The 22,736-nt window shown below is 66.0% G+C and carries 24 protein-coding genes, 2 tRNA genes, 2 rRNA genes, 1 pseudogene and 1 riboswitch (1 of these 30 cut by a window edge); of the genes and pseudogenes, 16 read left to right on the top strand and 13 right to left on the bottom strand.

Going from position 1 to position 22,736, the window contains the following annotated elements; genetic code table 11:
* From EOJ32_RS14750 to EOJ32_RS14735, 4 genes are all read left to right on the top strand, one after another.
* A 23S ribosomal RNA gene (locus EOJ32_RS14750) occupies window positions 1-807 on the top strand (it extends 2,026 nt beyond the left edge of the window).
* Window positions 808-902: 95 nt separating this feature from the next.
* Window positions 903-1,017, top strand: a 5S ribosomal RNA gene (gene rrf / locus EOJ32_RS14745).
* A gap of 61 nt (window positions 1,018-1,078) precedes the next feature.
* A tRNA-Met gene (locus tag EOJ32_RS14740) sits at window positions 1,079-1,155 on the top strand.
* A gap of 120 nt (window positions 1,156-1,275) precedes the next feature.
* Complete coding sequence (locus EOJ32_RS14735; RefSeq protein WP_127899072.1) at window positions 1,276-1,509, top strand: DUF6429 family protein; 234 nt, start codon at window positions 1,276-1,278, stop codon at window positions 1,507-1,509.
* On the opposite strand, the gene EOJ32_RS14730 is transcribed toward EOJ32_RS14735, so the two are convergent.
* The 6 genes from EOJ32_RS14730 to EOJ32_RS14705 form a co-directional block, all read right to left on the bottom strand.
* Complete coding sequence (locus tag EOJ32_RS14730) at window positions 1,490-3,118, bottom strand: IS66 family transposase (RefSeq protein WP_127899417.1); 1,629 nt, start codon at window positions 3,116-3,118, stop codon at window positions 1,490-1,492. The genes EOJ32_RS14735 and EOJ32_RS14730 overlap by 20 nt on opposite strands.
* A 62-nt stretch (window positions 3,119-3,180) precedes the next feature.
* Entirely contained in the window at window positions 3,181-3,528 is a 348-nt protein-coding gene (tnpB, locus tag EOJ32_RS14725) for an IS66 family insertion sequence element accessory protein TnpB (RefSeq protein ID WP_127899071.1), read from the bottom strand.
* Window positions 3,525-3,908 carry a transposase gene (locus EOJ32_RS14720; RefSeq protein ID WP_127899070.1) on the bottom strand — a complete coding sequence of 128 codons (384 nt, stop codon included), beginning with the start codon at window positions 3,906-3,908 and terminating at the stop codon, window positions 3,525-3,527. The genes tnpB (EOJ32_RS14725) and EOJ32_RS14720 overlap by 4 nt, the downstream gene beginning before the upstream one ends.
* A 275-nt stretch (window positions 3,909-4,183) precedes the next feature.
* The gene (locus tag EOJ32_RS14715; RefSeq protein ID WP_127899069.1) at window positions 4,184-5,749 is read right to left on the bottom strand and encodes an IS66 family transposase; all 1,566 of its coding nucleotides are present in this window, start codon (window positions 5,747-5,749) and stop codon (window positions 4,184-4,186) included.
* A gap of 69 nt (window positions 5,750-5,818) precedes the next feature.
* Entirely contained in the window at window positions 5,819-6,175 is a 357-nt protein-coding gene (gene tnpB, locus EOJ32_RS14710; RefSeq protein ID WP_071209476.1) for an IS66 family insertion sequence element accessory protein TnpB, read from the bottom strand.
* Window positions 6,172-6,591: a transposase gene (locus EOJ32_RS14705; RefSeq protein ID WP_205963144.1), complete on the bottom strand. Its 420-nt coding sequence runs from the start codon at window positions 6,589-6,591 to the stop codon at window positions 6,172-6,174. Before EOJ32_RS14705 ends, tnpB (EOJ32_RS14710) begins: the two co-directional genes overlap by 4 nt.
* On the opposite strand from EOJ32_RS14705, the gene EOJ32_RS14700 reads away from it, so the two are divergent.
* Entirely contained in the window at window positions 6,580-6,942 is a 363-nt protein-coding gene (locus tag EOJ32_RS14700; RefSeq protein WP_240542447.1) for a hypothetical protein, read from the top strand. The genes EOJ32_RS14705 and EOJ32_RS14700 overlap by 12 nt on opposite strands.
* Before the next feature lie 182 nt (window positions 6,943-7,124).
* Here EOJ32_RS14700 and EOJ32_RS14695 read toward each other — a convergent pair whose 3' ends face one another.
* On the bottom strand, window positions 7,125-7,547 hold the full coding sequence (locus EOJ32_RS14695) for an SDR family NAD(P)-dependent oxidoreductase (RefSeq protein WP_240542553.1): 423 nt from the start codon (window positions 7,545-7,547) through the stop codon (window positions 7,125-7,127).
* Window positions 7,548-7,581: 34 nt separating this feature from the next.
* On the opposite strand from EOJ32_RS14695, the pseudogene istA reads away from it, so the two are divergent.
* Window positions 7,582-9,116 (top strand): annotated as a pseudogene (gene istA, locus EOJ32_RS14690) (IS21 family transposase).
* Complete coding sequence (gene istB, locus EOJ32_RS14685) at window positions 9,106-9,900, top strand: IS21-like element helper ATPase IstB (RefSeq protein WP_127897961.1); 795 nt, start codon at window positions 9,106-9,108, stop codon at window positions 9,898-9,900. Before istA ends, istB begins: the two are co-directional and overlap by 11 nt.
* A gap of 14 nt (window positions 9,901-9,914) precedes the next feature.
* Here istB and EOJ32_RS14680 read toward each other — a convergent pair whose 3' ends face one another.
* From EOJ32_RS14680 to EOJ32_RS14670, 3 genes are all read right to left on the bottom strand, one after another.
* A complete protein-coding gene (locus EOJ32_RS14680) occupies window positions 9,915-10,274 on the bottom strand; it encodes a nucleoside deaminase (protein WP_127899067.1) in 360 nt (119 codons plus the stop codon).
* Window positions 10,275-10,371: 97 nt separating this feature from the next.
* Window positions 10,372-11,604 carry a serine hydrolase gene (locus EOJ32_RS14675; RefSeq protein WP_127899066.1) on the bottom strand — a complete coding sequence of 411 codons (1,233 nt, stop codon included), beginning with the start codon at window positions 11,602-11,604 and terminating at the stop codon, window positions 10,372-10,374.
* Between the two features lie 81 nt (window positions 11,605-11,685).
* On the bottom strand, window positions 11,686-12,726 hold the full coding sequence (locus tag EOJ32_RS14670) for a LacI family DNA-binding transcriptional regulator (protein ID WP_127899065.1): 1,041 nt from the start codon (window positions 12,724-12,726) through the stop codon (window positions 11,686-11,688).
* Window positions 12,727-12,823: 97 nt separating this feature from the next.
* Here EOJ32_RS14670 and EOJ32_RS14665 point away from each other — a divergent pair, with 97 nt between their 5' ends.
* The 8 genes from EOJ32_RS14665 to EOJ32_RS14630 all read left to right on the top strand — a co-directional run bounded on the left by EOJ32_RS14665 (window position 12,824) and on the right by EOJ32_RS14630 (window position 20,081).
* Window positions 12,824-13,354, top strand: coding sequence for a gluconokinase (locus EOJ32_RS14665; RefSeq protein WP_204245741.1), 531 nt, complete (start codon window positions 12,824-12,826; stop codon window positions 13,352-13,354).
* Window positions 13,351-14,370, top strand: coding sequence for a TRAP transporter substrate-binding protein (locus EOJ32_RS14660; protein ID WP_127899064.1), 1,020 nt, complete (start codon window positions 13,351-13,353; stop codon window positions 14,368-14,370). The genes EOJ32_RS14665 and EOJ32_RS14660 overlap by 4 nt, the downstream gene beginning before the upstream one ends.
* Window positions 14,371-14,419: 49 nt before the next feature.
* Window positions 14,420-14,977, top strand: coding sequence for a TRAP transporter small permease subunit (locus tag EOJ32_RS14655; protein ID WP_045982565.1), 558 nt, complete (start codon window positions 14,420-14,422; stop codon window positions 14,975-14,977).
* Window positions 14,977-16,293 (top strand): TRAP transporter large permease subunit, encoded by a 1,317-nt coding sequence (locus EOJ32_RS14650; RefSeq protein WP_045982566.1) that lies wholly within the window; start codon window positions 14,977-14,979, stop codon window positions 16,291-16,293. Before EOJ32_RS14655 ends, EOJ32_RS14650 begins: the two co-directional genes overlap by 1 nt.
* Window positions 16,294-16,418: 125 nt before the next feature.
* Window positions 16,419-16,673, top strand: a complete 255-nt coding sequence (locus EOJ32_RS14645) for a hypothetical protein (protein ID WP_127899063.1) — start codon at window positions 16,419-16,421, stop codon at window positions 16,671-16,673.
* A gap of 232 nt (window positions 16,674-16,905) precedes the next feature.
* A riboswitch (cobalamin riboswitch) is annotated at window positions 16,906-17,123 on the top strand.
* Window positions 17,124-17,260: 137 nt separating this feature from the next.
* Window positions 17,261-18,268, top strand: a complete 1,008-nt coding sequence (locus EOJ32_RS14640) for an ABC transporter substrate-binding protein (RefSeq protein WP_127899062.1) — start codon at window positions 17,261-17,263, stop codon at window positions 18,266-18,268.
* Window positions 18,265-19,320 (top strand): iron ABC transporter permease, encoded by a 1,056-nt coding sequence (locus tag EOJ32_RS14635; RefSeq protein WP_127899061.1) that lies wholly within the window; start codon window positions 18,265-18,267, stop codon window positions 19,318-19,320. The genes EOJ32_RS14640 and EOJ32_RS14635 overlap by 4 nt, the downstream gene beginning before the upstream one ends.
* A complete protein-coding gene (locus tag EOJ32_RS14630; protein ID WP_127899060.1) occupies window positions 19,317-20,081 on the top strand; it encodes an ABC transporter ATP-binding protein in 765 nt (254 codons plus the stop codon). The genes EOJ32_RS14635 and EOJ32_RS14630 overlap by 4 nt, the downstream gene beginning before the upstream one ends.
* A gap of 15 nt (window positions 20,082-20,096) precedes the next feature.
* Here EOJ32_RS14630 and EOJ32_RS14625 read toward each other — a convergent pair.
* A tRNA-Gly gene (locus EOJ32_RS14625) sits at window positions 20,097-20,170 on the bottom strand.
* Window positions 20,171-20,217: 47 nt separating this feature from the next.
* Window positions 20,218-20,670, bottom strand: a complete 453-nt coding sequence (locus EOJ32_RS14620; protein WP_042246386.1) for a nucleoside deaminase — start codon at window positions 20,668-20,670, stop codon at window positions 20,218-20,220.
* Between the two features lie 118 nt (window positions 20,671-20,788).
* On the opposite strand from EOJ32_RS14620, the gene EOJ32_RS14615 reads away from it, so the two are divergent.
* Window positions 20,789-22,465: a pseudouridine synthase gene (locus tag EOJ32_RS14615; RefSeq protein WP_127899059.1), complete on the top strand. Its 1,677-nt coding sequence runs from the start codon at window positions 20,789-20,791 to the stop codon at window positions 22,463-22,465.
* 65 nt (window positions 22,466-22,530) lie between these two features.
* Here EOJ32_RS14615 and hemP read toward each other — a convergent pair whose 3' ends face one another.
* Window positions 22,531-22,707 carry a hemin uptake protein HemP gene (hemP, locus tag EOJ32_RS14610; RefSeq protein ID WP_064503568.1) on the bottom strand — a complete coding sequence of 59 codons (177 nt, stop codon included), beginning with the start codon at window positions 22,705-22,707 and terminating at the stop codon, window positions 22,531-22,533.
* Window positions 22,708-22,736 lie beyond the last annotated feature (29 nt).

Genomic DNA, 22,736 nt, shown 5'->3' with positions numbered 1-22,736 from the left:
CAACTTCGCACTGGCATCAGGATTGCGATGTGCAGGATAGGCGGTAGGCTTTGAAGCGGGGACGCTAGTCCTCGTGGAGCCATCCTTGAGATACCGCCCTTCGCACTCTTGATGTCTAACCGCGGCCCGTTATCCGGGTCCGGGACCCTGCGTGGTGGGTAGTTTGACTGGGGCGGTCGCCTCCCAAACAGTAACGGAGGCGCGCGAAGGTTGGCTCAGACCGGTCGGAAATCGGTCGTTGAGTGCAATGGCAGAAGCCAGCCTGACTGCAAGACTGACAAGTCGAGCAGAGACGAAAGTCGGCCATAGTGATCCGGTGGTCCCGAGTGGAAGGGCCATCGCTCAACGGATAAAAGGTACGCTGGGGATAACAGGCTGATGATGCCCAAGAGTCCATATCGACGGCATCGTTTGGCACCTCGATGTCGGCTCATCTCATCCTGGGGCTGGAGCAGGTCCCAAGGGTACGGCTGTTCGCCGTTTAAAGAGGTACGTGAGCTGGGTTTAGAACGTCGTGAGACAGTTCGGTCCCTATCTGCCGTGGGTGTTGGAGACTTGAGAGGAGCTGCCCCTAGTACGAGAGGACCGGGGTGGACGTTCCACTGGTGGACCAGTTGTCGTGCCAACGGCAGTGCTGGGTAGCTATGAACGGACAGGATAAACGCTGAAGGCATCTAAGCGTGAAGCCCCCCTCAAAACAAGGTCTCCCTTGAGAGCCGTGGAAGACCACCACGTCGATAGGCCGGAGATGTAAGTGCAGCAATGCATTCAGTTGACCGGTACTAATGGCTCGATAGGCTTGATTTGATCCGGAAGAAGCAGGATTATCCTCCTTCCTCCAAAGCATCCTTGGACAATATCAGACCCTTCAAAGGGTCCGACGCTGAGCGTTTCTTTCCTGGTCTGGTGGCCCTAGCGCGAGCAAAACACCCGATCCCATCCCGAACTCGGCCGTTAAGTGCCGCTGCGCCGATGGTACTGCGTCTTAAGACGTGGGAGAGTAGGTCACCGCCAGACCTGGTAAGAAACGCAATATCTCTCTGATACGATGAAATAAACCCGATCAGGACAACCTTGGCGCGGGGTAGAGCAGCCCGGTAGCTCGTCAGGCTCATAACCTGAAGGTCACAGGTTCAAATCCTGTCCCCGCAACCACAATCCTCAATAAAATCAGCACGTTAAGCCTCGCACAATCGCGGGGCTTTTTGCCGTTCCCCGACGACTCAACGTAACCGCCCGATTCCCGCCCCAGTCTGACCGTAGTATGCTCAGTCCATGGAGATTGATCGGGACAAGATCGACGAGGCCGTTCTGGCGCTGATGTGGTTGACGCTGCATGACGAGCGGCGGGCGTGGAAAGGCTTTGACTGGGACGCCCTGGAGCGATTGCATGGGAGGGGTCTGATTGCCGATCCGGTCAACAAGGCAAAGTCGGTTATCCTGACCGATGAGGGTCTGAGGCAGTCCGAGGAATTCTTCCGGGCGCTGTTTACGCGGCCTCGGTCTTGATTGTGCCCATTGGCGTCCAGTTCCAGGGCAGCAATTCGCCGAGACGGGTGTTCATGTGATCGTGGATGCGGTCCAGGACATCGGCAAGATAGGCCTGCGGATCGAGCCCGTTCATCTTTGCCGTTTCAATGACGGTCAGGGCGCGGGCGAGCGTTTCGCCGCCCGCATCCGAGCCTGCGAATAGCCAGTTCCGTCTGCCGACACCAATTGGCCTCAGGGCACGCTCGGCCGCATTGTTGTCGATGGCCACGCGCCCGTCCTCGAGGAACAGCGTGAGGGCAGGCCAGCGGCTCAGCCCGTAGCGGAAGGCCTTGGCCAGATCGCTTTTGCCCGGGATGCGCGTCAGCTGCTTTTCGGCCCAGTCCCGGAAGGCGCCGATCTTGGGCCTGGTTTCCTTCTGGCGCACCGCCAGCCGCAGCTCGGCAGGCTTGCCGCTGATGGCACGCTCGATGTCGTAGAACTTGCCAATCCGGTCGAGCGCTTCGCGCGCGATTTCGGACTTCGTCGAGGTCCAGACATCATGGAAGTCACGGCGCAGATGCGCCCAGCAGGCGGCCTCGCGGAACTGGCTCTTGCCCTCCGGATTGGGGGCATAGAGCTTGGCATAGCCCTTGTAAGCATCTGCTTGAAGAATGCCGCCGGCCTGGCTCAGATGGCCGAGGACATGGTCTTCCTTCCAGTCCGGGGCGAACTGATACACCGCGCCGGGCGGGGCCTGGCCTGCCCAAGGGCGCTGATCGCAGACGTAAGCCCAGATCCTGCCCTTCCTGACACCCTTGCCGAGCCCCTTGTCGCTCTTGCTGCGATCGAGAACCCGGATGGGCGTGTCATCGGCATGGAGCAGATCGCTGGCCATGATCTCGGCCTCAATCTTTTCGATCAGCGGCGCCAAGGCTTTCATCGCCCCGCCGCACCAGTCCACGAGCGTCGTGTCGGCGATATCGGCGCCCATCCGGGCAAAGATCTCGTTCTGCCTGTAGAGCGGCACATGGTCATCGAACTTCGAGACCAGGACATAGGCGAGCAGGTTCGGTCCCGCCATGCTGCGCGGGATCGGCCGGCTGGGTGCCGGGGCCTGGACGATCTTCTCGCAGCGTCGGCAGGACTTCTTGATGCGCGCGATCTCGATGACCTTCAATTGCGCGGCGATCATGTCGATCAGTTCACTGACATCCTCACCGATCACCCGCAGATCGCCACCGCAATCGGGGCAATTCTCGCCGGGATCATACGTGCGACGTTCGCGCGGCGTGTCCTTCGAGACCTTCGGGCGGCGGCGTTTGGTTTCCTGGGGTTCAGCCGGTTCCGGGGCCTGTGCTTCCATGTCCGGCCCCTCCTCGGCAGCGGGCACCAGGTCATTGGCCTCGGCCAGGGCCAGCTGCAGGTCTTCCAGAGCCAGCTCCAGCTGCTCGATCTCGCGTTCGATCTTTTCCGAACTGGTTCCGAACTTCTGCTTTTGCAATTTGGCAATCCGGACGCGCAGCGCCTGAACCAGCAGATCATGGGCGCGCAAGCTGGCCGACATCTTCTGATTTTCTGCCTGCAACGCGGCAATGATCGCCTTCAAGGCGGCAGGATCATTGGGCAGTGGCGTGGTCGTTCCGGACATGATGATGGATACCATATCCTCATCTCGAACGCTACAAAAAGACGCAATTACAAAAGGATAAATCAGCCGACCCGGGCCGGTGGCGCGCCCCAGTCCGGCCGCCTCCAGTCAATTCCCTCCCACAGCATGGCCATCTGCGCCGATGTCAGACGTGCAGTCCCGTCCTTGCTGCTCGGCCAGGGAAAGCGCCCGCGTTCCAGAACCTTGTAGTAAAGGCAGAAGCCCTGGCCATCCCAATACAAGAGCTTCAACCTGTCGCCTCGCCGACCGCGGAATGCAAACACCGCACCGCCTGCCGGCTTCTGGCGCAACTGATCCTGCGCCAGGGCTGCCAACCCCTCGATGCCCTTGCGCATGTCGGTCACCCCGCAGGCCAGATAAACCCGGACACCGGTGCCGGGCCCGATCATGCCGCCTCCACCACCCGGATCAACCGCGTCAGCGTGGTCGTGTCCAGCATCGGGTCAAAGCGCAGGCACCGGCCATTGGCCAGCTGAAGCTCAATCAGGGCGGGGCGTTGCGGCGTCAAATCTTCAGTCAAGGAAGGCACCGCCAATTCGGCGGGCGCGCTCAACTCCACAGGCAAGAACACAGTCTCCGGAAGCGGGGAAAGCAGCCCCTTCTTCTTCAGCTCATGCCGCCAGGCATAGAGCTGCTGTCGGGTCACCTCGTGGCGCTGCGCCACTTGCGTCACCGTCGCGCCCTCCGCCCCAACCGACAGCACGATCCCGAGCTTCTCCTCGTCGCTCCAGCGACGCCGCCGCTCCAGACCCAGAATGTCACCACGCATCGAAAGCCTCGCATAAGACACGTCGTTAACGACGTCGCTATGCACGTGTCTTAGCCGATCACCCCATGCTCAGGCAGGCGGGGGAAATCGGGCGGTTACGACTCAACACCAACTCAACAAAAACGGGCTGCATGGGGAAACGGCGGCGAGACCGCGTCGCTGCAGGCGATTGACCCGGCTGACGGTAGGCGCATACTGGACAGATACCGACAAGCCGGGGTCCACCAGATGATCGAAGAAGAACCGAACATAGTCGTAAGCGCGACGTCGCGGCCCTATGCGGTGAGGCTTGACGGCTGTGCGTGCCGCCAGGGCATGAGGTCTTCGATGCGGGATTTGGGGTGTCCGTCGAGGATGGCGCGGAGGGTGTCGGCGAGATAGTCGACGGGGTTCACGCCGGCCATTTTGCAGGTGGCGACGAGCGAGGCGAGCATGGCCCAGTTCTCGGCGCCGACCTCGTTGCCGGCGAAGAGGGCGTTCTTGCGGGTCAGCGCGATCGGACGGATCTGGTTTTCGACCGGGTTGGTGTCGAGCTCGAGGGTGCCGTCGTCGAGGAAGCGGATCAGGCCGGGCCAATGCGCGAGGGTATAGCGGATATCCTCGGCCAGAAGGGATTTCTGCGGGATGCGCGACAGCTGAGTTCCAAGCCAGGGCTTGAGCGCGGCGATGATCGGGGCGGCCTGGGCGCTCCGGACGGCGAGACGGTCGGCGGGAGCCTGGCCGCGCACGGTCTTCTCGATCTGATACAGCAATGCGATCTGGCGCAGCATCTCCCCGGCGATGGGCGAGCCCTCGCTTTCAAAGCGCTTCACGAAGCGACGGCGGACATGGGTCCAGCAATTGACCAACTGCCACGGCCCCTCATCGCGCGTGATCTCGGTCAGCGCGTTGTAGGACTGGTAGGCGTCACATTGCAGGAACCGGCCGCGGTATCCGGCGAGGAACTTTAGCGGATGCTCCCGTCCTCGGCCGGGGGCGTAGTGGAACAGCACGATGGGCGGACCGACACCGCCATGGCCGCGATCGTCGGACACGACGGCCCAGAAGTAGCCGCTCTTGGTAGCCTTCCGGCCCGGATCGAGCACCGGCGCGCGGGTCTCGTCCACGAAGATCCGGTCGGCGCTGCGCAGATGAGCCTTCATGTGGTCGATGACAGGCATCAGGTGGAAGCAGGCGCGCCCCGTCCAGTTGCCGAGTGTGCCACGGTCGAGGTGGAGACCTTGCCGCTCGAAGATCCCCGCTTGGCGGTAGAACGGAAGGTGGTCGCCGAACTTCGAGACGATGATCCACGCGATCAGCCGTTCGGTCGGCAGCCCGCCAGGGACGACATGCTCAGGGGCATGCGCCTGCACGACGGCCTGCGAGCAGCGGCGACAGGCGTATCTCGGGCGCCGCGTCACCAGCACCTGGAACTGCGCCGGGATTACGTCGAGCCGCTCGGATATATCTTCCCCGATCCGGGCCATCTCACCGCAGCCGCAGGGGCATTGGATGCTGGCGGGCTCGATCACGCGCTCGACCCTGGGCAGGTGCGCCGGCAGATGCCCGCGGTTGCGCGCGGGCTTGCGAGGTTCTTCCCCGCGCGTTTGGGCAAGCGCGGCCTCTGCCTTTTCCTGCGCGGCCGCGAGGACGCCTTGGGCCAGTTCGGCATCCTCGAGCGGCAGATTGAACTGGTCGGGTGACAGCTTCTCGGAACTCTTGCCGAAGCGCTCGCGCTGCGATGCCCGCAGGATGCCCTCCAGCCGACGATTGGCCTCCTGCACCTCCACGAGCGCCGCCTCGACCTCGGTCAGGCGGGCCTTCAGATGAGCGTTCTCACGGCTGAGGGCATCGGCATCCATGCCTCGGAGTGAATCACGCAAACGCGGTTCTGGCTAGCAAAAACAGGGAATTCCCGTGCGTCCGCCCGCTCACCCTGCGACCAGCGGACGCCGCGCCCGTTCCGGCCGCACCAGCCGCCAATCCAACCCTTCGAACAGAGCCGCCAGCTGCGCCGAGGAGATCCGCATCACTCCGTCCCGCATCTGCGGCCAGACGAACTTGCCTCCCTCAAGGCGCTTGTGAACGAGCACCATTCCGGTCTGATCCCAAACCAGCAGCTTGATCCTGTCCGCCCGTTTCGAGCGGAAGACGAAGACCGCCCCACAGAATGGATCGAGCCCGGACATCTCCTGCACCGCCAGCGCGAGGCCATCGATCCCCTTGCGGAAGTCCACCGGGCGCGTCGCCACATAGACCTTTGTTGGCCCTCCCTGACCGAGCATCATGATGTCGCCGTCCGCGCCGCCCGGATGGACCTGGTCAGCAGGATCTCATCGGCGTCGGCCCCGACGCGGATCACGACATCGCCGACAACGATCTCCACGCCGGTGGCGACCTCCGTCTCTGCCGGCATCGCCGCTGCGGGACCCTCGACGACCAACTCTGCAAACATCGGCAGGGCCGCCACGCTCTCGGGCACGACAAGCTGCCCCGTCCGCAACTTCTTCCGCCAGTCGTAGACCTGCCAGCGCGTCGTCCCGTGCTGCCGCGCGACATCCGTTACCGAGGCCCCCGGCACCAGGCTCTCCGCAGCGACCCGCGCCCGCTCCGCCTTCGTGCGCCGCCGACGCCCGCTCGGCCCCTCGATCACCTCTAGCCGAGAAACCCTGCCGTCCCCTGGGCCGTCCAAATGGACGCCCACTTTGCCGTCTCGTTCCAAACCAACACCTCCAACGCTCATGCGTACAGAAAATGGCCCGGTCAGATCAGAAGCGGCAGGAGGGGGGCCGCGTCGCGCTTACACATAGTCACGTCGGGCAAAAGCCAGCGTGTCATCATCGACGGCCATCCTTTCTCCATCGAAATCTACCGTGCTGAAACGGATCAGAACTGGATGCTTGAGGTCGTCGACCAGGATGGCACCAGCCACGTTTGGGACGATCAGTTCGCCTCCGACAAGGAGGCAAGAAACGCCGCTATCCAGGCAATTGAGGAAGAAGGCGCCGTCGCCTTCATGCGCGGTGATAATGTCATCCGGTTTCGGGGACGATGACGAGTGGCGCTGACAGCGCCTGTCGACGTACGAACGGCCCTTACCTGCCAGTCGGTGCCTGCGGCTACTGCATGCAGCATTCCCGAAAGCTGACGCTTAGGCTTGATGCGGCCTGAGCACGCCGCCACCGTCGGCTATGCGGGACGAAGCAGTCACTCCGCCCCGTCCCACTCCCACTCCCATTACCACGGCGATCTTCCGTCCGGCTCTACAAAGCCACCGCTGCTTTTAGCGTTCAGCGCATATTCCGCCGGAAGCCTCGCGCCTTCTTCGGGGGTCATCGTGCCATAGCCGGTCAGGTCGGTTTTCACGAAACCGGGGCTGATCGAGTTCACTTTGATCTTCGTGCCCCGCAACTCTTCATGCAGCTGGATCGTCAACATGTTCAGTGCCGCCTTCGAGGCGTTGTAACCGATGAACTGCTGTGAATAGTAGGGCGAGGTGGGATCGGCGTTCATCGTCAGCGACCCAAGCGCGCTCGATAGGTTCACGATCCGCGCTTCAGGCGCGGCGCGCAGCAACGGGAGTGTTGATTTCCACCCAGAACTGAGCCGGGTAAGCGCATAATTTCCACTGAGAAGTGAGCCATGTGAACCTTCCCCCATAGCGGTCAGCGGCGGGGGTAACGGAGTGATCCACATGGGGCTTTTGAACATCATCCGACGCATGCACTTGCGCGAGAAGCTGTCGATCCGCGAGATCGCTCGGCGCACGGGTCTTTCGCGCAATACCGTGTCAAAGCATCTGGCGGCGAACACGATCGAGCCAAAGTTTGCGGCGCCGGAACGTCCAAGCAAGCTTGACCCCTTCTCGGAGAAGCTGGCCGGCTGGCTGAAGACGGAGATCGGCAAGCCGCGCAAGCAGCGACGAACGCTGAAGCAGATGCACGCCGATCTGGTCAAGCTCGGCTTCACCGGATCCTACAACCGCGTGGCCGCCTTTTCGCGGGACTGGCGCGCGGACCGTCAGCGTGAGCAGCAGACGGCAGGACGGGGGACCTTTGTCCCCTTGTCCTTCAGTCCGGGCGAGGCCTTCCAGTTCGACTGGAGCGACGACTTCGCCATTTTGGGTGGAGAGCGTGACCCATGCTTCAGATGGCCCACATCAAGCTGTCGCACAGCCGGGCCTTTTTGCTGCGCGCCTATCTGCTGCAGACCCACGAGATGCTGTTTGACGCCCACTGGCACGGGTTCCGGGTTTTTGGTGGCGTGCCTGCCCGGGGCATCTACGACAACATGAAGACGGCAGTGGATCGTGTCGGCCGCGGCAAGGAACGAGAGGTCAACATGCGCTTCCTCGCCATGACGAACCACTACGTCTTCGAGCCCGAGTTCTACAATCCGGCAGCGGGTTGGGAGAAAGGGCAGGTCGAGAAGAACGTGCGGGACTCCCGTCACCAGTTGCTTCATGGAATGCCTGACTTCGCAGACCTCGCCGCGTTGAATGTCTGGCTGGAACAGCATTGTCTGGAGCTGTGGAAAAGCACGGCGCATGGGACGCGGCCTGGCACGATCGCTGATATCTGGGCCGAAGAACGGGCTGCCTTGATGCCGTTGCCGGTGGCCTTTGACGGCTTCATCGAGCTGAGCAAGCGCGTCTCGCCCACCTGCCTGATCAGTTTCGAGCGCAATCGCTATAGCGTTCCCGCGTCATTCGCCAACCGTCCCATCAGCTTGCGGATCTATCCGGACCGACTTGTCGTGGCGGCCGAGGGTAACATCCTGTGCGAGCATCCTCGCGTGATTCAACGCAGCCACCAGCTGCCGCCGCGGACGATCTACGATTGGCGGCACTACCTGGCTGTCCTTCAGCGCAAGCCCGGAGCGCTTCGGAATGGCGCACCTTTCCTGGAATTGCCGCCTGCCTTCAGGCAACTACAGGGCCAAATGATACGCAAGCCGGGCGGCGATCGTGAGATGGTCGATATCCTCGCCCTGGTTCTGCAGCATGACGAGCAGGCCGTGCTGACGGCGGTGGAGCTGGCCCTGGCCGAGGGCGTGGCGACCAAGACCCATGTACTGAATCTCCTGCACCGCTTGATCGATGGGAAGGTGGTTGGCGGGCCGCCCCTGGATACCCCGCAGGCGCTGGCCCTGCGGCGCGAGCCATCGGCCAATGTCGAGCGCTACGACAGTCTGCGCAGCCAGACCGAAGGTGGCCGTCATGCGTCATGATCCCGCCAGCGGTGCCATCGTCATCATGCTCCGCAGTCTGAAGATGCATGGGATGGCGCAGTCGGTCACTGACCTCATCGAACAGGGGGCGCCTGCTTTTGACGCTGCTGTGCCGATCCTGGCTCAGTTGCTGAAAGCGGAGCTGGCCGAGCGCGAGGTCCGTTCCATTGCCTATCACATGAAGGCGGCGCGCTTCCCCGCCTACAAGGACCTCTCGGGGTTCGACTTCGCCGCCAGCGAGATCAATGAAGCGACTGTGCGTCAGCTGCACTGCGGCGAGTTCATGGAGGGTGCGCAGAATGTTGTGCTGATCGGTGGCCCAGGGACCGGAAAGACCCATGTGGCGACGGCATTGGGCATTCAGTCCATCGAACAGCACCGCCGGCGGGTCCGCTTCTTCTCGACTATCGAACTGGTCAATGCCCTCGAGCAGGAGAAGACAAGGGGGAAGGCCGGACAGATTGCCGAAAGTCTCAGCCGCCTCGATCTCGTGATCCTGGACGAGCTGGGCTATCTGCCCTTCAGTGCATCAGGCGGCGCTTTGCTCTTCCATCTGCTGAGCAAACTCTATGAGCGCACTAGCGTGGTCATCACCACGAATCTCAGCTTCAGCGAATGGGCCACGGTCTTCGGCGACGCCAAGATGACCACCGCACTGCTCGATCGCCTGACCCACCGTTGCCACATCCTGGAGACCGGAAACGACAGCTTCAGGTTCAAGGCAAGCTCAGCCGCAGCGGCCACGAAAAAGAAGGAGACAAACCATACCTTGACCCCTCTATGACCCTATATCCATAATCAGAGGTGGCTCACTTCTCGATGGAAAACCCGGCTCAGTTCTGGGTGGAAATCAACAACGATTCGACCAAGCCCCACCCAGCCATGGGCGGCGGCGCACATCGGACAGTGTTCGCCAGACGTGTAGACCGTGGCCTTGGCGCGATCCTGAACGTCCATGTTGTTTGCCGCCCATCGGGCGATGGCGAACTCCGGGTGCTGGGTGTGGTCACCCCCGCCGATGCGGTTGTAATCCTCGAACAGCACCTCACCCTCAGACGACACAAGCACCGATCCGAAGGGCTCGTTGCCGCGGTCCAGCGCTTCGGATGCCAAGTCGACACAGCGCTGCAGGTACTTTCGATCCGTGTCATCGATCATGATACGCCTTTCCTTTCAACGGACCTGGTCTGGCTTTCGAATGATCGGGCGCAGCTCTCCTGTAACGGCCTGAGGACAAAAGACGGCCGCGGGACCATCACTCCAAGGCCTCGGAGATGGCGTCGAACACGACCAGCGGATCGACCGGTTCGCGTCCGACGGGCTTAGGTTGCGCCATATGCGTCGCGATGACGACGTTCCGCGTCGGGTTGATGTAGATGTTCTGCCCCTGGATGCCGATGGCGGCAAAGGCACCGTCGGCGATGGATGGCTCGGTCCAGCCCGGCCACCACATATACCCGTAATCGATCGTCTCGCCGCTTTTCAGCTTCTGCGGTTGGCCGGCGGTCTCTGTCCATCCGTCGGGCAGGATGGTGCTGCCGTCGATCACGCCGCCCTCCAGGAAGAACTGCCCGAAGCGGGCGAAATCGCGCAGGGTGGCGGACAGGCCGCTGCCACCGATCTCGACCCCGTTAGGGCTGTCCAGCCACCAGTTCGCGTCGGCCTCCATCCCGTAGGGCTGCCAGATCTTTTCCGCCAGATAGTCCGACAAAGGTATGCCGACCGCGCCATGGACAACCTCGCCCAGAACCTGCGTCTCGCCGGTGGAGTAGGTGTGGTGGGTGCCGGGTTCGTGCGCGCGGGGCAGGGCGGCCATCACCTCCATCGCGGCACCGGGGCGCTGTTCGATCTGCGCACGCAGCAGGTCGCGGCGGTCGGACTGGGGGTCGGTATAGGTCTCGTTCCAGTCGACGCCCGACGCCATCAGCAGGATGTCGCGGATGCTGACCCCGTCATAGGCGCTGCCAGCCAGTGCGGGGACGTAATCGACCACCATGTCGTCCACGCCGCCGATATGGCCATCGACGATCGCCGCGCCGACCAGGGTCGAGGTGATCGATTTGGCCACCGACATCGACATCCAGCGCGTGTCAGGCGTGTTGCCGCGCTGATAGGTCTCGTAGACGACCTTGCCGTCCTTCAGCACGATCATCCCGGTGACATTGTCCAGCGACAGAAAGTCGTAGAGGTCATAGGGTGCGTCATCGACCTGATAGGTCACCATTTCCGGCAGATCGACCAAGGCCTCCGGCAGGTCGCGGGGCGTGTCGCCGGCCGGGATGGTCCGGGTGGGGAACAGCCGGTCGATGTTGCGGAAGGTACCGACCGCCAGGTCCGGCGTCAGGTGGCCGTCATAGACGTCCTCGACCGTGCCGATGGGTTCGTCCGCGTGCGGATAGTCCTGCGCCTGCACCGTGCCGGGCAGGGCCAGGCACAGGCCCCCCAGGGTCAGCAGGAACCGCGTCCGGTAAAGCGGCCTCAGGGTCATGACATCCTCCCATCCGTTTCGATCCATGAAAGGGCAGTTTTGCAGCATGTGCAAGGCTGGTCACGTCCGAACGAGGGGCCGTCAGGTTGGCCGATCGGCGCTGGAACGGTTGCGGCGCGTGCTGGCGCGGGGGATCAGCCGAAACCCCAGGTCGACCGCATGGCCGCGGGGCGCATCTTGTCCGGCAAGGCGCGCGCGGATCAGGCGGATCGCCTGAGCGCCCATCGCCCGCCGATCGGTGGCGACCGAGGTGATGGGCGGTTCGGCCGCGGACATCATCTCGTGGTCGTTGAACCCGCAGATGCCAAGACGGGTGGGCACCGTGATGTTGCGTCGACGCGCCTCGAACAGGACGCCAAGCGCCAGATCGTCGTTGTTGCACAGGACCGCATCCGTCTGCGGCAGGCGCGCCATCAGGTCCGCGAACAGCCGGCACCCCAGGCTGACCGAGGACGGCTCGGGTGTGGTGACGACGGGATCGTCGCCCCCCAGCCCGGCGGCCTCTAGGCAGGCGCGGAACCCTGCCAGGCGGCGCTGGCTGCGCGGGTCCATCTGAGCACCCAGAAAGGCCGGCGCGCGGTATCCCTGCGCCAGCAGATGCTCGGCGGCGGCCCGCGCCCCGTCGAAATGCGACAGGCCGACGGCCAGGTCGATGGGATCGGGGCCGACCTCCATGATCTGCACGACCGGGCATTCCGCCCCGGCCAGCAGGGCGCGGGCGGCGGGGGATTGATCATGGCCCGCGACGATCAATCCGGCCGGGCGCTGTGACAGGAACACGCGGATCAGCTGCTCCTCGGTCAGGGGGGAATAGCGCGTGGTGCCCAGTTGCACGATCAGCGGGCTGCCCTGCAGACCTTCGTCGATGCCGCGCATCACGTCGGCGAACACGTTGTTGCTGACCGACGGGATGATGACCCCCACGATATCGGTGCGCCCCGATGCCAGCGCGCGCGCCGCAGGGTTCGGCACATAGCCCAGTTCGCGGATCGCCCGGTCTATCCGGTCGCGGGCCAGTGGCGACACCTTGGACGGGTCCCGCAGCGCGCGCGACACGGTGATAGGGCTGACATCGGCGGCCAGCGCCACATCAGACAGGGTGATCCGCGAGGTTTTGTTCATGACGCGCGCAGATTACGCCATCGCCGCGCAAAGAAAAGGGGCTTGACCGATGACAGCGCTGTCATCCATGATTGCGCTGTCATCGGGAGGAGACATCATGGACGCGCGGCCGATTCTGGTAATGGGCATCTGCGGCACGGGCAAGTCGACCGTGGCCCGTGGCATCGCCGACCGCATCGGCGGCAGCTTCATCGAGGCGGACCTGTATCACGACGAATCCAGCGTGGCGCGCATGCGGGCCGGGCTGCCTTTGACCGACGACATGCGGTGGGGCTGGCTGGACCGCCTGGCGGCGGCGACGCGTGCGACGCCCCATCGCGCCGTTCTGGCCTGCTCGGGGCTCAGCCAGGCGCATCGTGACCGGCTGCGGGCCGGGGCAGGGGCGATGGACATCGTGTTCCTGCACGGCGACCGCGACCTGATCGCGGCGCGCATGGCGGCACGGCGCGACCACTACATGCCCGCCAGCCTGATCGACAGCCAGCTGGCCGCGCTGCAGCCCCCCGATCCCGCCGCCGAAGGCGCGCTGTGGATCGACGTGGCGCTGCCGCCCGACCAGATCATCGACCGCGCGGTCGCGGCCCTGTCCGACCCGCGCCCAGTTTCAACCGGAGGAGAGACACCATGACCAAGATGACCCGTTTCCTGATGTCGGCCAGCGCCGCGATGGCCTTGGCCGCGCCCGCCATGGCCCAGGATCACAGCTTCCGTTTCCAGTCGTCCGACCCGTCGGGCAATCCGAACTTCGTCCTCCAGCAGGGCTGGGCCGCGGATGTCGCGGAAAAGTCCGGGGGCCGCATCGCCATCGACCTGCTGCCAGTCGAATCCATCGTCGCCCATAACGAAACCCAGGATGCGATCGCCACGGGCATCCTGGACGGTCACGTGACTGACCTGTCGTATTTCTCGGGACGCGATCCAGCCTTCGGCCTGATGGGCAACCCGGTCGGCGCCTGGTCCGACCCCGAGCAGATGCTGGATTTTGTCGAGAACGGCGGCGGAGCGGAGCTGCTGAACCAGATCATGAACCCCTATGGCCTGCAGTTCATCGGCGCCACCACGCCGGGCCTGGAGGCGCTGGTCAGCGCCGTGCCGCTGGACGGGGTCGATGATCTGGCCGGTGTCAAGATCCGCGCGCCCGAAGGGCTGGTCCAGTCGGTCTTTGCCGCCGCCGGCGCCGCACCGGTGAACCTGCCCGGCTCCGAGGTGTTCACCTCGCTGGACAAGAAGGTCATCGACGCAGCCGATTACAGCGTCTTTTCGACCAACCAGGCCCAGGGCCTGAACGAGGTCGCGCCCCATCCGGTCTATCCCGGCTTCCACTCCATGCCCCTGGTCGAGATCTCGATGAACAAGGAGAAATGGGATGCCCTGCCCGAGGACCTGCAGCAGGTCATGACGCAGTCGGTGCGCGATTTCGCCCGCGTCCAGGTCGCAGCCCTGGCCGAGGCCGACGCGGCCGCCGTGGCGGAGGCCGAGGCCGGCGGGACGATCACCGTCCACGACTGGTCCGACGAAGAGCGCACCAAGTTCCGCGGCATCGCGATGGGCGAATGGGAAAAGGTCGCCGGACAGTCGCCCGCGGCGCAGCAGGTCTATGACGCGCTGACCGCGTACCTGACCGAAAAGGGCCTGGTGCAGTAAGCGCCGCAGGATCGGGCGTTCGCGCCCGGTCCCTTCCAGGGAGGAGGACATGATGGACGCATCCGAAGCCATTCCGCGCGAGGAACACGAGGCCGTGCCCCAGTCGGGGCGCCTGGGTCGCGTGATCGACCGTCTGGCGATCATCCCGGCCCTGGGCCTGGTGGTCGCCATGCTGATCCTGATCCAGGAGGTCGTGCTGCGTTACGTGTTCGGCCGCCCGACGAACTGGGCGCACGAGACGACGGTGTTCCTGTGCGCGATCTCGTTCGTCTACGGGGGCTTGCTGTGCACCGCGCGCGACCGGCACATCCGGGTCGTCCTGGTCTATGACCTGCTGCCGCCAGCCGCGCGGCGCGTGGCCGACATCCTCATCTCGGCAATCTGCGGCCTGTCCTCGGGCGCCTTCGCCTGGGCGGCCTGGCAGATGGTCAAGCGGTCCGCCTGGCGCCCCGACGGCAGCTTTCACCTGGAGACCTCGGGTTCGGCCTGGAACCCGGCCTATCCGGGCGTGCTCAAGGTTCTGCTGATGGTGGCGCTGGCGATCATGGCCCTGCAATTCGCCATCCTGACCGTCAACTATGCCCGCGGGCACAAGGGAGCCCGCTGATGGAGATCTTCGGTTCGCTGCAATCCCTGGGGATCGAGGCCGGGACGGGCCTTCTCTTCGCGCTGCTGCTGCTTTTGCTGCTGACGGGCATCCCGCTGGCCTTCGTGACGCTGCTCGTCACGCTGATCTTTGCCCTGGGGTGGTTCGGCCCGAACGTCGTGCCGCTGATCACCAGCCGCGTCTATACCTTCGTGTCCAGCTTCGTCTTCGTTTCGGTGCCGATGTTCGTGCTGATGGCCGCGATCCTGGACCGCAGCGGCATCGCCCGCGACCTGTTCGAGGCGATGCGCCTGGTCGGCGGCCGCATCCGCGGCGGCGTGGCGGTCCAGACGATCTTCGTGGCCGTCATCCTGGCCGCCATGTCCGGCATCATCGGCGGAGAGGTCGTGCTGCTGGGCCTGATCGCGCTGCCCCAGATGCTGGCCCAGGGCTATGACCGCAAGCTGGCCATCGGCGTCGTCTGCGCGGGCGGCAGCCTGGGGACCATGGTGCCGCCCTCGATCGTGCTGATCATCTATGGCCTGACCGCCAATGTCTCGATCGGCGACCTGTTCACGGCCGCCTTCGTGCCGGGCTTCATGCTGGCGCTGCTCTATGTGGCCTATGTGCTGATCCGTGCCTGGCTGACGCCGGGCGACGTCCCCCCGGCCGTCACCGCCCGCGTCCCGCGGGACGAAAAGCTGCGCCTGCTCAAGGGCCTGTTCCTGCCGATCCTGGTCGTGATCATGGTGCTGGGCTCCATCTATGGCGGCATCGCATCCGTGACCGAGGCCAGCGCCGTGGGCGTGGCGGGCGTGCTGATCTCGACCGTGATCCGCGGCGAATTCACCTGGGGCCTTCTGCGCGGCGCGGCAATGCAGACGCTGCAGACGGTCGGCATGATCGTCTGGATCGGCATCGGCGCATCCGCCCTGGTGGGCGTCTTCAACCTGATGGGCGGCATCAACTTCGTGTCGGAACTGATCACCGGAATCAGCGACAACCCGACGATCATCATCCTGTTCATGATGGCGATCCTGTTCGTGCTGGGCATGTTCCTGGACTGGGTCGGCATCGCGCTGCTGACCATGCCGATCTTCGTGCCGATCATCGTCAGCCTGGGATACGACCCCGTCTGGTTCGGCGTGCTGTTCGCGATGAACATGCAGGTCAGCTTCCTGTCGCCGCCCTTCGGGCCCGCCGCCTTCTACCTGAAGTCGGTGACCCCGCCGGACATCTCGCTGGGAGAAATCTTCCGCGCCCTGCTGCCCTTCATAGGGTTGCAGATCCTGGCGGTGGGCCTGCTGATCCTGTTCCCGGCCCTCGCGATCTACTGATCGCCTGCCGTGGATCGGGGGGCATGCCGGATGCGGCGTGCCCCCTGTTCGTTCGGGGACAGGAATGTTGCACCGGCAGGCGGATTGACGGACAATCGGGATCCGTCACCCAAGGCTGACCCACCATGCACGACCCCGAACCCGTCCCCCGCCCGGACCTGTTCACGAACAAGGACCATGACGCCTGGCTGGAGCAGTTCCTGTTCCTGCGTTACACCCTGCACATGCCGGCCGAACGCATCGCCCAGATCGACTATGGCCTTGATCCCGACCATCCCGACGCCCCGATCGCAGGCCTGTTCTGGGGCAGTCAGATCGAGCGGGACTATCCCCGGCTGGACCTTCGCCACCTGTGGCAAAAGAAGCCCGGCCAGGTTTGAAGCCCTGCGGTGTCAGGCGCCGGATTGCCCGGCGGCCTGAGGCCCTGCCATGCTGGGCAGGAAGGACTGCGACCAACTACTTCCTTCGCAGGGCGCCCGCGCGTTCGGCCAGCGGCGCACCGGTCGCCGGGGTCAGGCTGGCATAAGCCGTGGGTGTCGCAGTGCGTCGGCCGTGGTGGCCGGGTCGGCTGCGGGCTGCTTGCCGCGGCGGTTGACTTTGTCCCCACCCGGCGGCATTTCCGTCCGTGATGGTTCCCGTGCCGGCCAAGGCCCCGGCAGGGTGAAAAGGGAACGTGGTGAGGTGTAGCCATCAGGCGCCGAATCCGCGACTGCCCCCGCAACTGTAAGCGGTAGCCGACCCCATGATGCCACTGGCGCCCCATGCGCCGGGAAGGCGGGGAAGGCCGCGATCCGCAAGTCAGGAGACCTGCCATCATGACCTGAACCAACCCGGGCGGGGTGCCCCGGAGAAAGACCGCATGCGCCGATCCACGGCCTTCGTCCGACGCGACCGCGAAGGTGGGTGGGACCCCGGTGACGCCGCTGCGCCTTTTTCAGCCCCGTCCTTCGTTTCATGAAGGACGACCATGACGACCAGAATCTTCCTGACGACCGCGGTGGCGCTGGGCCTGGGCCAGGCGGCCTTTGCCGCGCCGACCGACTATCCGCTGGTGATCGACAATTGCGGGTACCAAGTGACCATCCCCGTGCGTCCCGACAACGTCGTGTCGATCGGCCAGTCCACGACCGAGATCCTGTATGCGCTGGGCCAGGCGGACCGGATGGCCGGGACCGCGCTGTGGTTCACCCCGGTGCTGCCCGCCTTTGCGGAGGATGACGCCACGGTGGACCGCATCACCGACGACACGCCCAGCTTTGAATCGGTGGTGAACCGGCGCCCCGGCTTTGTGCCGACGATGTTCGCCTGGATGATCGGGGACCAAGGGGCGGTCGGCACGCGCCGACAGTTCGCCGATCTGGGCATTCCGGCCTATGTCATGCCCACGGACTGCCAAGGCAAGGACAACAGCGTGGGCGCCGACGGCACCCGCCTTGCGCCCTTCGACATAGCGACCCTGTGGGACGGCATCGACCAGATCGCGCGGGTCATGGACGCGCAGGACGCGGGCCGGGCGCTGATCGCCGACCTGCAGGCCCGAGAGGCGGCGGTCGTGGAGCGCGCGCGGGCGATGGACCTGCCGGATGCGTCCGCGGCGGTCTGGTTCTCCTCGGCCGATCTGGCGCTGGACCCCTACATGGCGGGCGGGATGGGCGTCCCGGCCTGGATGATGGACCGCCTTGGCCTGCGCAACGTCGTGACCTCGGACGAGGAATGGCCCGCCGTGGGGTGGGAGACGATCGCCCGTGCCGACCCCTCGGTGCTGGTGATCGCGCGCATGGACCGCCGCCGCTTTCCCGCCGACGATGTCGAGGCAAAGCTGCGCTTTCTGAAAACGGACCCGGTCACGCGCCGGATGACCGCCGTACGCCGGGATCGCATCGTCATCCTGGACGCCGAGGCGCTGCATCCCGGCATCCGCATGATCGACGGGCTGGAGGCCTTGGCGGCGGGCATGGACGGGCTGTCCGAATGACCGCCGATGTCGGGGTGCCGACCGTCCGCCGCCCCTTGTCCCCGGTCTGGCTGTGGGTGTCGCTGCTGATCGTGGCGGCCCCCCTGGCCGGCACCGCCCTGGGGGAAACGCCGATCCCCCTCTCGACGGTCTGGCAGGCGCTGGCCAACCAGATGCTGGGTGCGGGCTATCCGCTGGACCCGATCGATCAGGGTATCGTCTGGGCTTATCGCCTGCCGCGCGCGCTGGTGGCGGGGGCCTGCGGAGCGGGGCTGGCGATCTCGGGGCTGGTCCTGCAGACGCTGTTGCGCAACGCACTGGCCGACCCCTATCTGCTGGGCATCTCGGCGGGGGCGTCTACGGGGGCCGTGACGGTCGCGGTGGCGGGGATCGGCGCGGGGTTCGTGCCGATGTCGGCGGGCGCTTTGCTGGGCGCGATCGCGGCCTTTGCGCTGGTGGTGGGGTTGGCGCGCCTGTCGGGTGGCGGTCCGGGGGTGCGGGGGGCCGCGCAGATCGTGCTGGCAGGCATCGCCGGGTCGCAGCTGTTCAACGCCCTGACCAGCTTCATCATCGCGCGGTCGGCCAGCGCGGAACAGGCGCGCGGCATCATGTTCTGGCTGCTGGGCAACCTGTCGGGCGTCCGGTGGAACGATGTCGGCCTGTCGCTGGCCGCCGCAGTGACCGTCCTTGGCGCGGCCGCATGGCACATCCGCGCGCTGGACGCCTTTGCCTTCGGCACGGAATCGGCGGCGTCCCTGGGTGTGCCGGTCCGGCGCGTCCAGGCCGTGCTGATCCTGGCGACCGCCATGGCCACGGCGGTCATGGTGTCGGTCACCGGTGCGATCGGCTTTGTCGGGCTGGTCATCCCGCATGCCGCACGGTTCCTGGTGGGCACGCGCCACGCACGGCTGGTGCCGGTGTCGGCGCTGATCGGCATGGTCTTCCTGATCGCCGCGGACGTGATCGCGCGGATGCTGGTACCCGGCCAGACCCTGCCCATCGGCGTCGTGACCGCGCTGGTCGGCGCGCCGGCCTTTGCGGCGATCCTGATCCGCGGGCGGTCCGCGTCATGATGCTGACCGCGCGTGATCTGACCCGCCGCCTGCGCGGGCGCCCCCTGGTGGCCGGCGTCACCCTGGACATCCGCCCCGCAGAGATGCTGGGCCTGATCGGCCCGAACGGGTCGGGCAAGTCCACGCTGCTGCGGATGCTGGCCGGGCTGGTCCGCCCCGACGGCGGCCAGGTCACGCTGGACGGCAAGCCGCTGCGCGACATGCCCGCGCGCCAGGTCGCCCGCCACATCGCCCTGGTCGCCCAAAGCGCCGAGACGTCGGACCGCATCACGGTCCGCGACGCCGTGGCCTTGGGGCGCACCCCCTGGCTGGACGCCCTGCGGCCCTGGTCCCCGGCGGACGAGGCGCATGTGACGCAGGCGCTGGCGCGGGTCGACCTGGCACATCTGGCGGGGCGCGACTGGTCGACCCTGTCGGGGGGCGAACGCCAGCGCGCCCATATCGCCCGCGCACTGGCGCAGGCGCCACGGATCCTGCTGCTGGACGAGCCGACGAACCACCTGGACATCCGTCATCAGCTGGCGATCCTGGATCTGGTGGGCGGCCTGGGTCTGACCACGGTGATCGCCCTGCATGACCTGAACCAGGCGATGCGCTGCGACAGACTGGCGGTGATGCAGGCCGGTCGGTTGGTGGCCCTGGGCCCGTCAGACCGTATCCTGACCGCTGACCTGCTGGCGCGCGTCTTTCAGGTGCGGGCAAGCACGCTGACCGATCCGCAGGACGGCAGCCGCGTGATGCGGTTTCATCCGGTCGTCTGATGCAATGAGAGGGATTGGAGCGGGTGACGGGAATCGAACCCGTGTCTCTAGCTTGGAAGGCTAGGGTCTTACCATTACACAACACCCGCGCGGGGATCGGTATAGTCCGCCCGCGCGGCAGGTTCAAGCGGTCGCGTCACCGTCGTTGCGCAAAGAACCGCCGCAGCAGGTCGCGTGATTCAGGCGCGGCCAGGCCGTCATAGACCTCGGGGCGGTGATGGCACTGCGCGTGCCGGAACACCTGCGCGCCATGGGCGACGCCCCCCATGCGCGGGTCCGACGCCCCGTAATACAGCCGGGCGATCCGCGCGGCCGAGATGGCCGCCGCGCACATCGGGCAGGGCTCAAGCGTGACCCACAGGTCGTGACCAGGCAGGCGTTCGGACCCCAGGGCCGCGCAGGCCGCGCGGATGGCCAGGATCTCGGCATGGGCGGTCGGGTCGGACAGTTCGCGCGTGCGGTTGCCCGCGGCGGCCACCACGCGGCCCTGCGGGTCGGTCACGACGGCGCCCACCGGCACCTCTCCGCGCAGCGCGGCGTCACGGGCTTGGGACAGGGCAAGCGCCATATGGGTGGTGAAGGGGACCATGACCGTCTTGTCGCAATCCCCCGCGCGGCGCGCAAGCCGGGGAAAGAAACGCTTCCCACACGGCCCGCTTGGGCGTATGCACCCCTCTTTGCCCCGCAGCGATGCGAAGGAGACGCGCATGACCGACGATCAGATTCCCGACCGCAAGGCCCCCCAGGTCGGCCCCCGCACCGAAGCCGACCGCATCGCCAAGGTGATGGCGCGCGCCGGTGTCGCCAGCAGGCGCGAGGCCGAGCGGATGATCATCGAGGGCCGCGTCAGCGTGAACGGCAAGAAGATCGACAGTCCCGCCCTGGACGTTCTGCCCACCGACCGGATCACCGTCGACGGCAAGAAGCTGGAGGAGCCGCAGGAGACGCGGCTGTGGCTGTACTACAAGCCCCTGGGCCTGATCACGTCGGAAAACGACGAACTGGGCCGCCAGACCGTGTTCGACGCGCTGCCGCGCGACATGCCGCGGGTGATGACCGTGGGGCGTCTTGACCTGAACTCCGAGGGTCTGCTGCTGCTGACGAACGACGGAGAGCTGAAGCGGCGGCTGGAGCTGCCGGCGACGGGCTGGCTGCGCCGGTACCGGGTGCGGGTGAACGGCACGCCCTCGGACATGACCTTCGACCCGCTGCGTCGTGGCGTCACCATCGAGGGAGAGGACTTCGCCCCCATGGAGATCAAGCTGGACAGCCAGCAGGGTGCGAACGCCTGGATCAGCGTAGGCATCCGCGAGGGCAAGAACCGCGAGATCCGCCGCGCGATGGCCCATGTCGGTCTGCAGGTGAACCGCCTGATCCGCATCGGCTATGGTCCGTTCAAGCTGACCGGCATGGACAAGAACCAGGTGACCGAGGTCAAGCGCAAGGTCCTGCGCGACCAGCTGGGCGGCCTGCTGACCGGAGAGGTCGAGGACAAGCCGCGCGAGATGCGCCCCCGCGGGGCCGCCGGTGAACGCGCCGCCCGGTCCGATGGCGGCGATGCCGGCCCGCGCCGCTTCGGCCCCAAGCCGGGCTTTGACGGCAAGCCCGCCGGCCGCGGCTTTGGCGACCGTCCGCGCGATGGTCAGTCCGACCGCCCGGCCCGCAGCTGGGGTGCCAAGCCCGCGGGCACCGACGGCGCACGCCCGCGCTTTGGCGCCCGCGACGATTCGGCTGGCGGTTTCGGCGACCGCCCCCGGCCCGCAGGCGACAAGCCGCGCTGGAAGAAATCCGGCCCTGGCGAAGGGGGCGGCCGCACGTCCGGTCAGGGCGACGATGCCCGTCCCGCGCGCTTTGCGGGCAAGCCCGGAGAGGCGCGCAAGCCCTATGGCGCACCGCGCGGCGAGGGTGGCGAAGGCCGCAAGCCGTTCGGCGGTCCGCGCCCTGAGGGCAAGCCTTTCGGCAAGCCCCGCGCCGATGGCGACCGCAAGCCCTATGGCGCACCGCGCGGCGAAGGTGGCGAAGGCCGCAAGCCGTTCGGCAGCCCGCGCCCCGAGGGGAAGCCCTTCGGCAAGCCCCGCGCCGATGGCGACCGTAAGCCCTATGGCGCACCGCGTGGCGAAGGGGCCGAGGGCCGCAAGCCGTTCGGCGGTCCGCGCCCTGAGGCGAAGCCCTTCGGCAAGCCCCGCGCCGATGGCGACCGCAAGCCCTATGGCGCACCGCGTGGCGAAGGGGCGGAGGGTCGCAAGCCGTTCGGCGGTCCGCGTGGTGATGCGGGCGGCAAGTTTCAGGGCAAGCCGCGGCCGGGCGGGGCCAAGCCGTTCGGCGCTCCGCGCGGAGATCGCCCGCAGGGTGGTGGCCGCCCCGGCGGCAAGCCCCGCGGCTGACAGGCGACAGCACGCGTGACGAAAGGGCCGCCCCGTAGGGCGGCCCTTTTGCCAAGGTCGATCGACTATTTCGTCAGGATCAGCTTGCCCGCGCGGGTGATCCGCAACTGATAGACCTGCTCGTCCAGGACGATCAGCGCCTGGTTGCCGCCCTGCGTGAGGGCGGTGGCGTCATGCTGCGGCATCCGGGCCAGGATGGCGGTGCCGGGACGGGTGAAATCGGCGGGGCGCGTTGCGGTCATGGTCAGCCTCATGCTGGGACAGTGATGAT

Origin of the sequence: Paracoccus sp. Arc7-R13, assembly GCF_004010775.1 — a bacterium.
Classification (GTDB): Bacteria; Pseudomonadota; Alphaproteobacteria; order Rhodobacterales; family Rhodobacteraceae; genus Paracoccus; species Paracoccus marcusii.
This window is presented reverse-complemented; position numbering and strand designations above follow the sequence as displayed.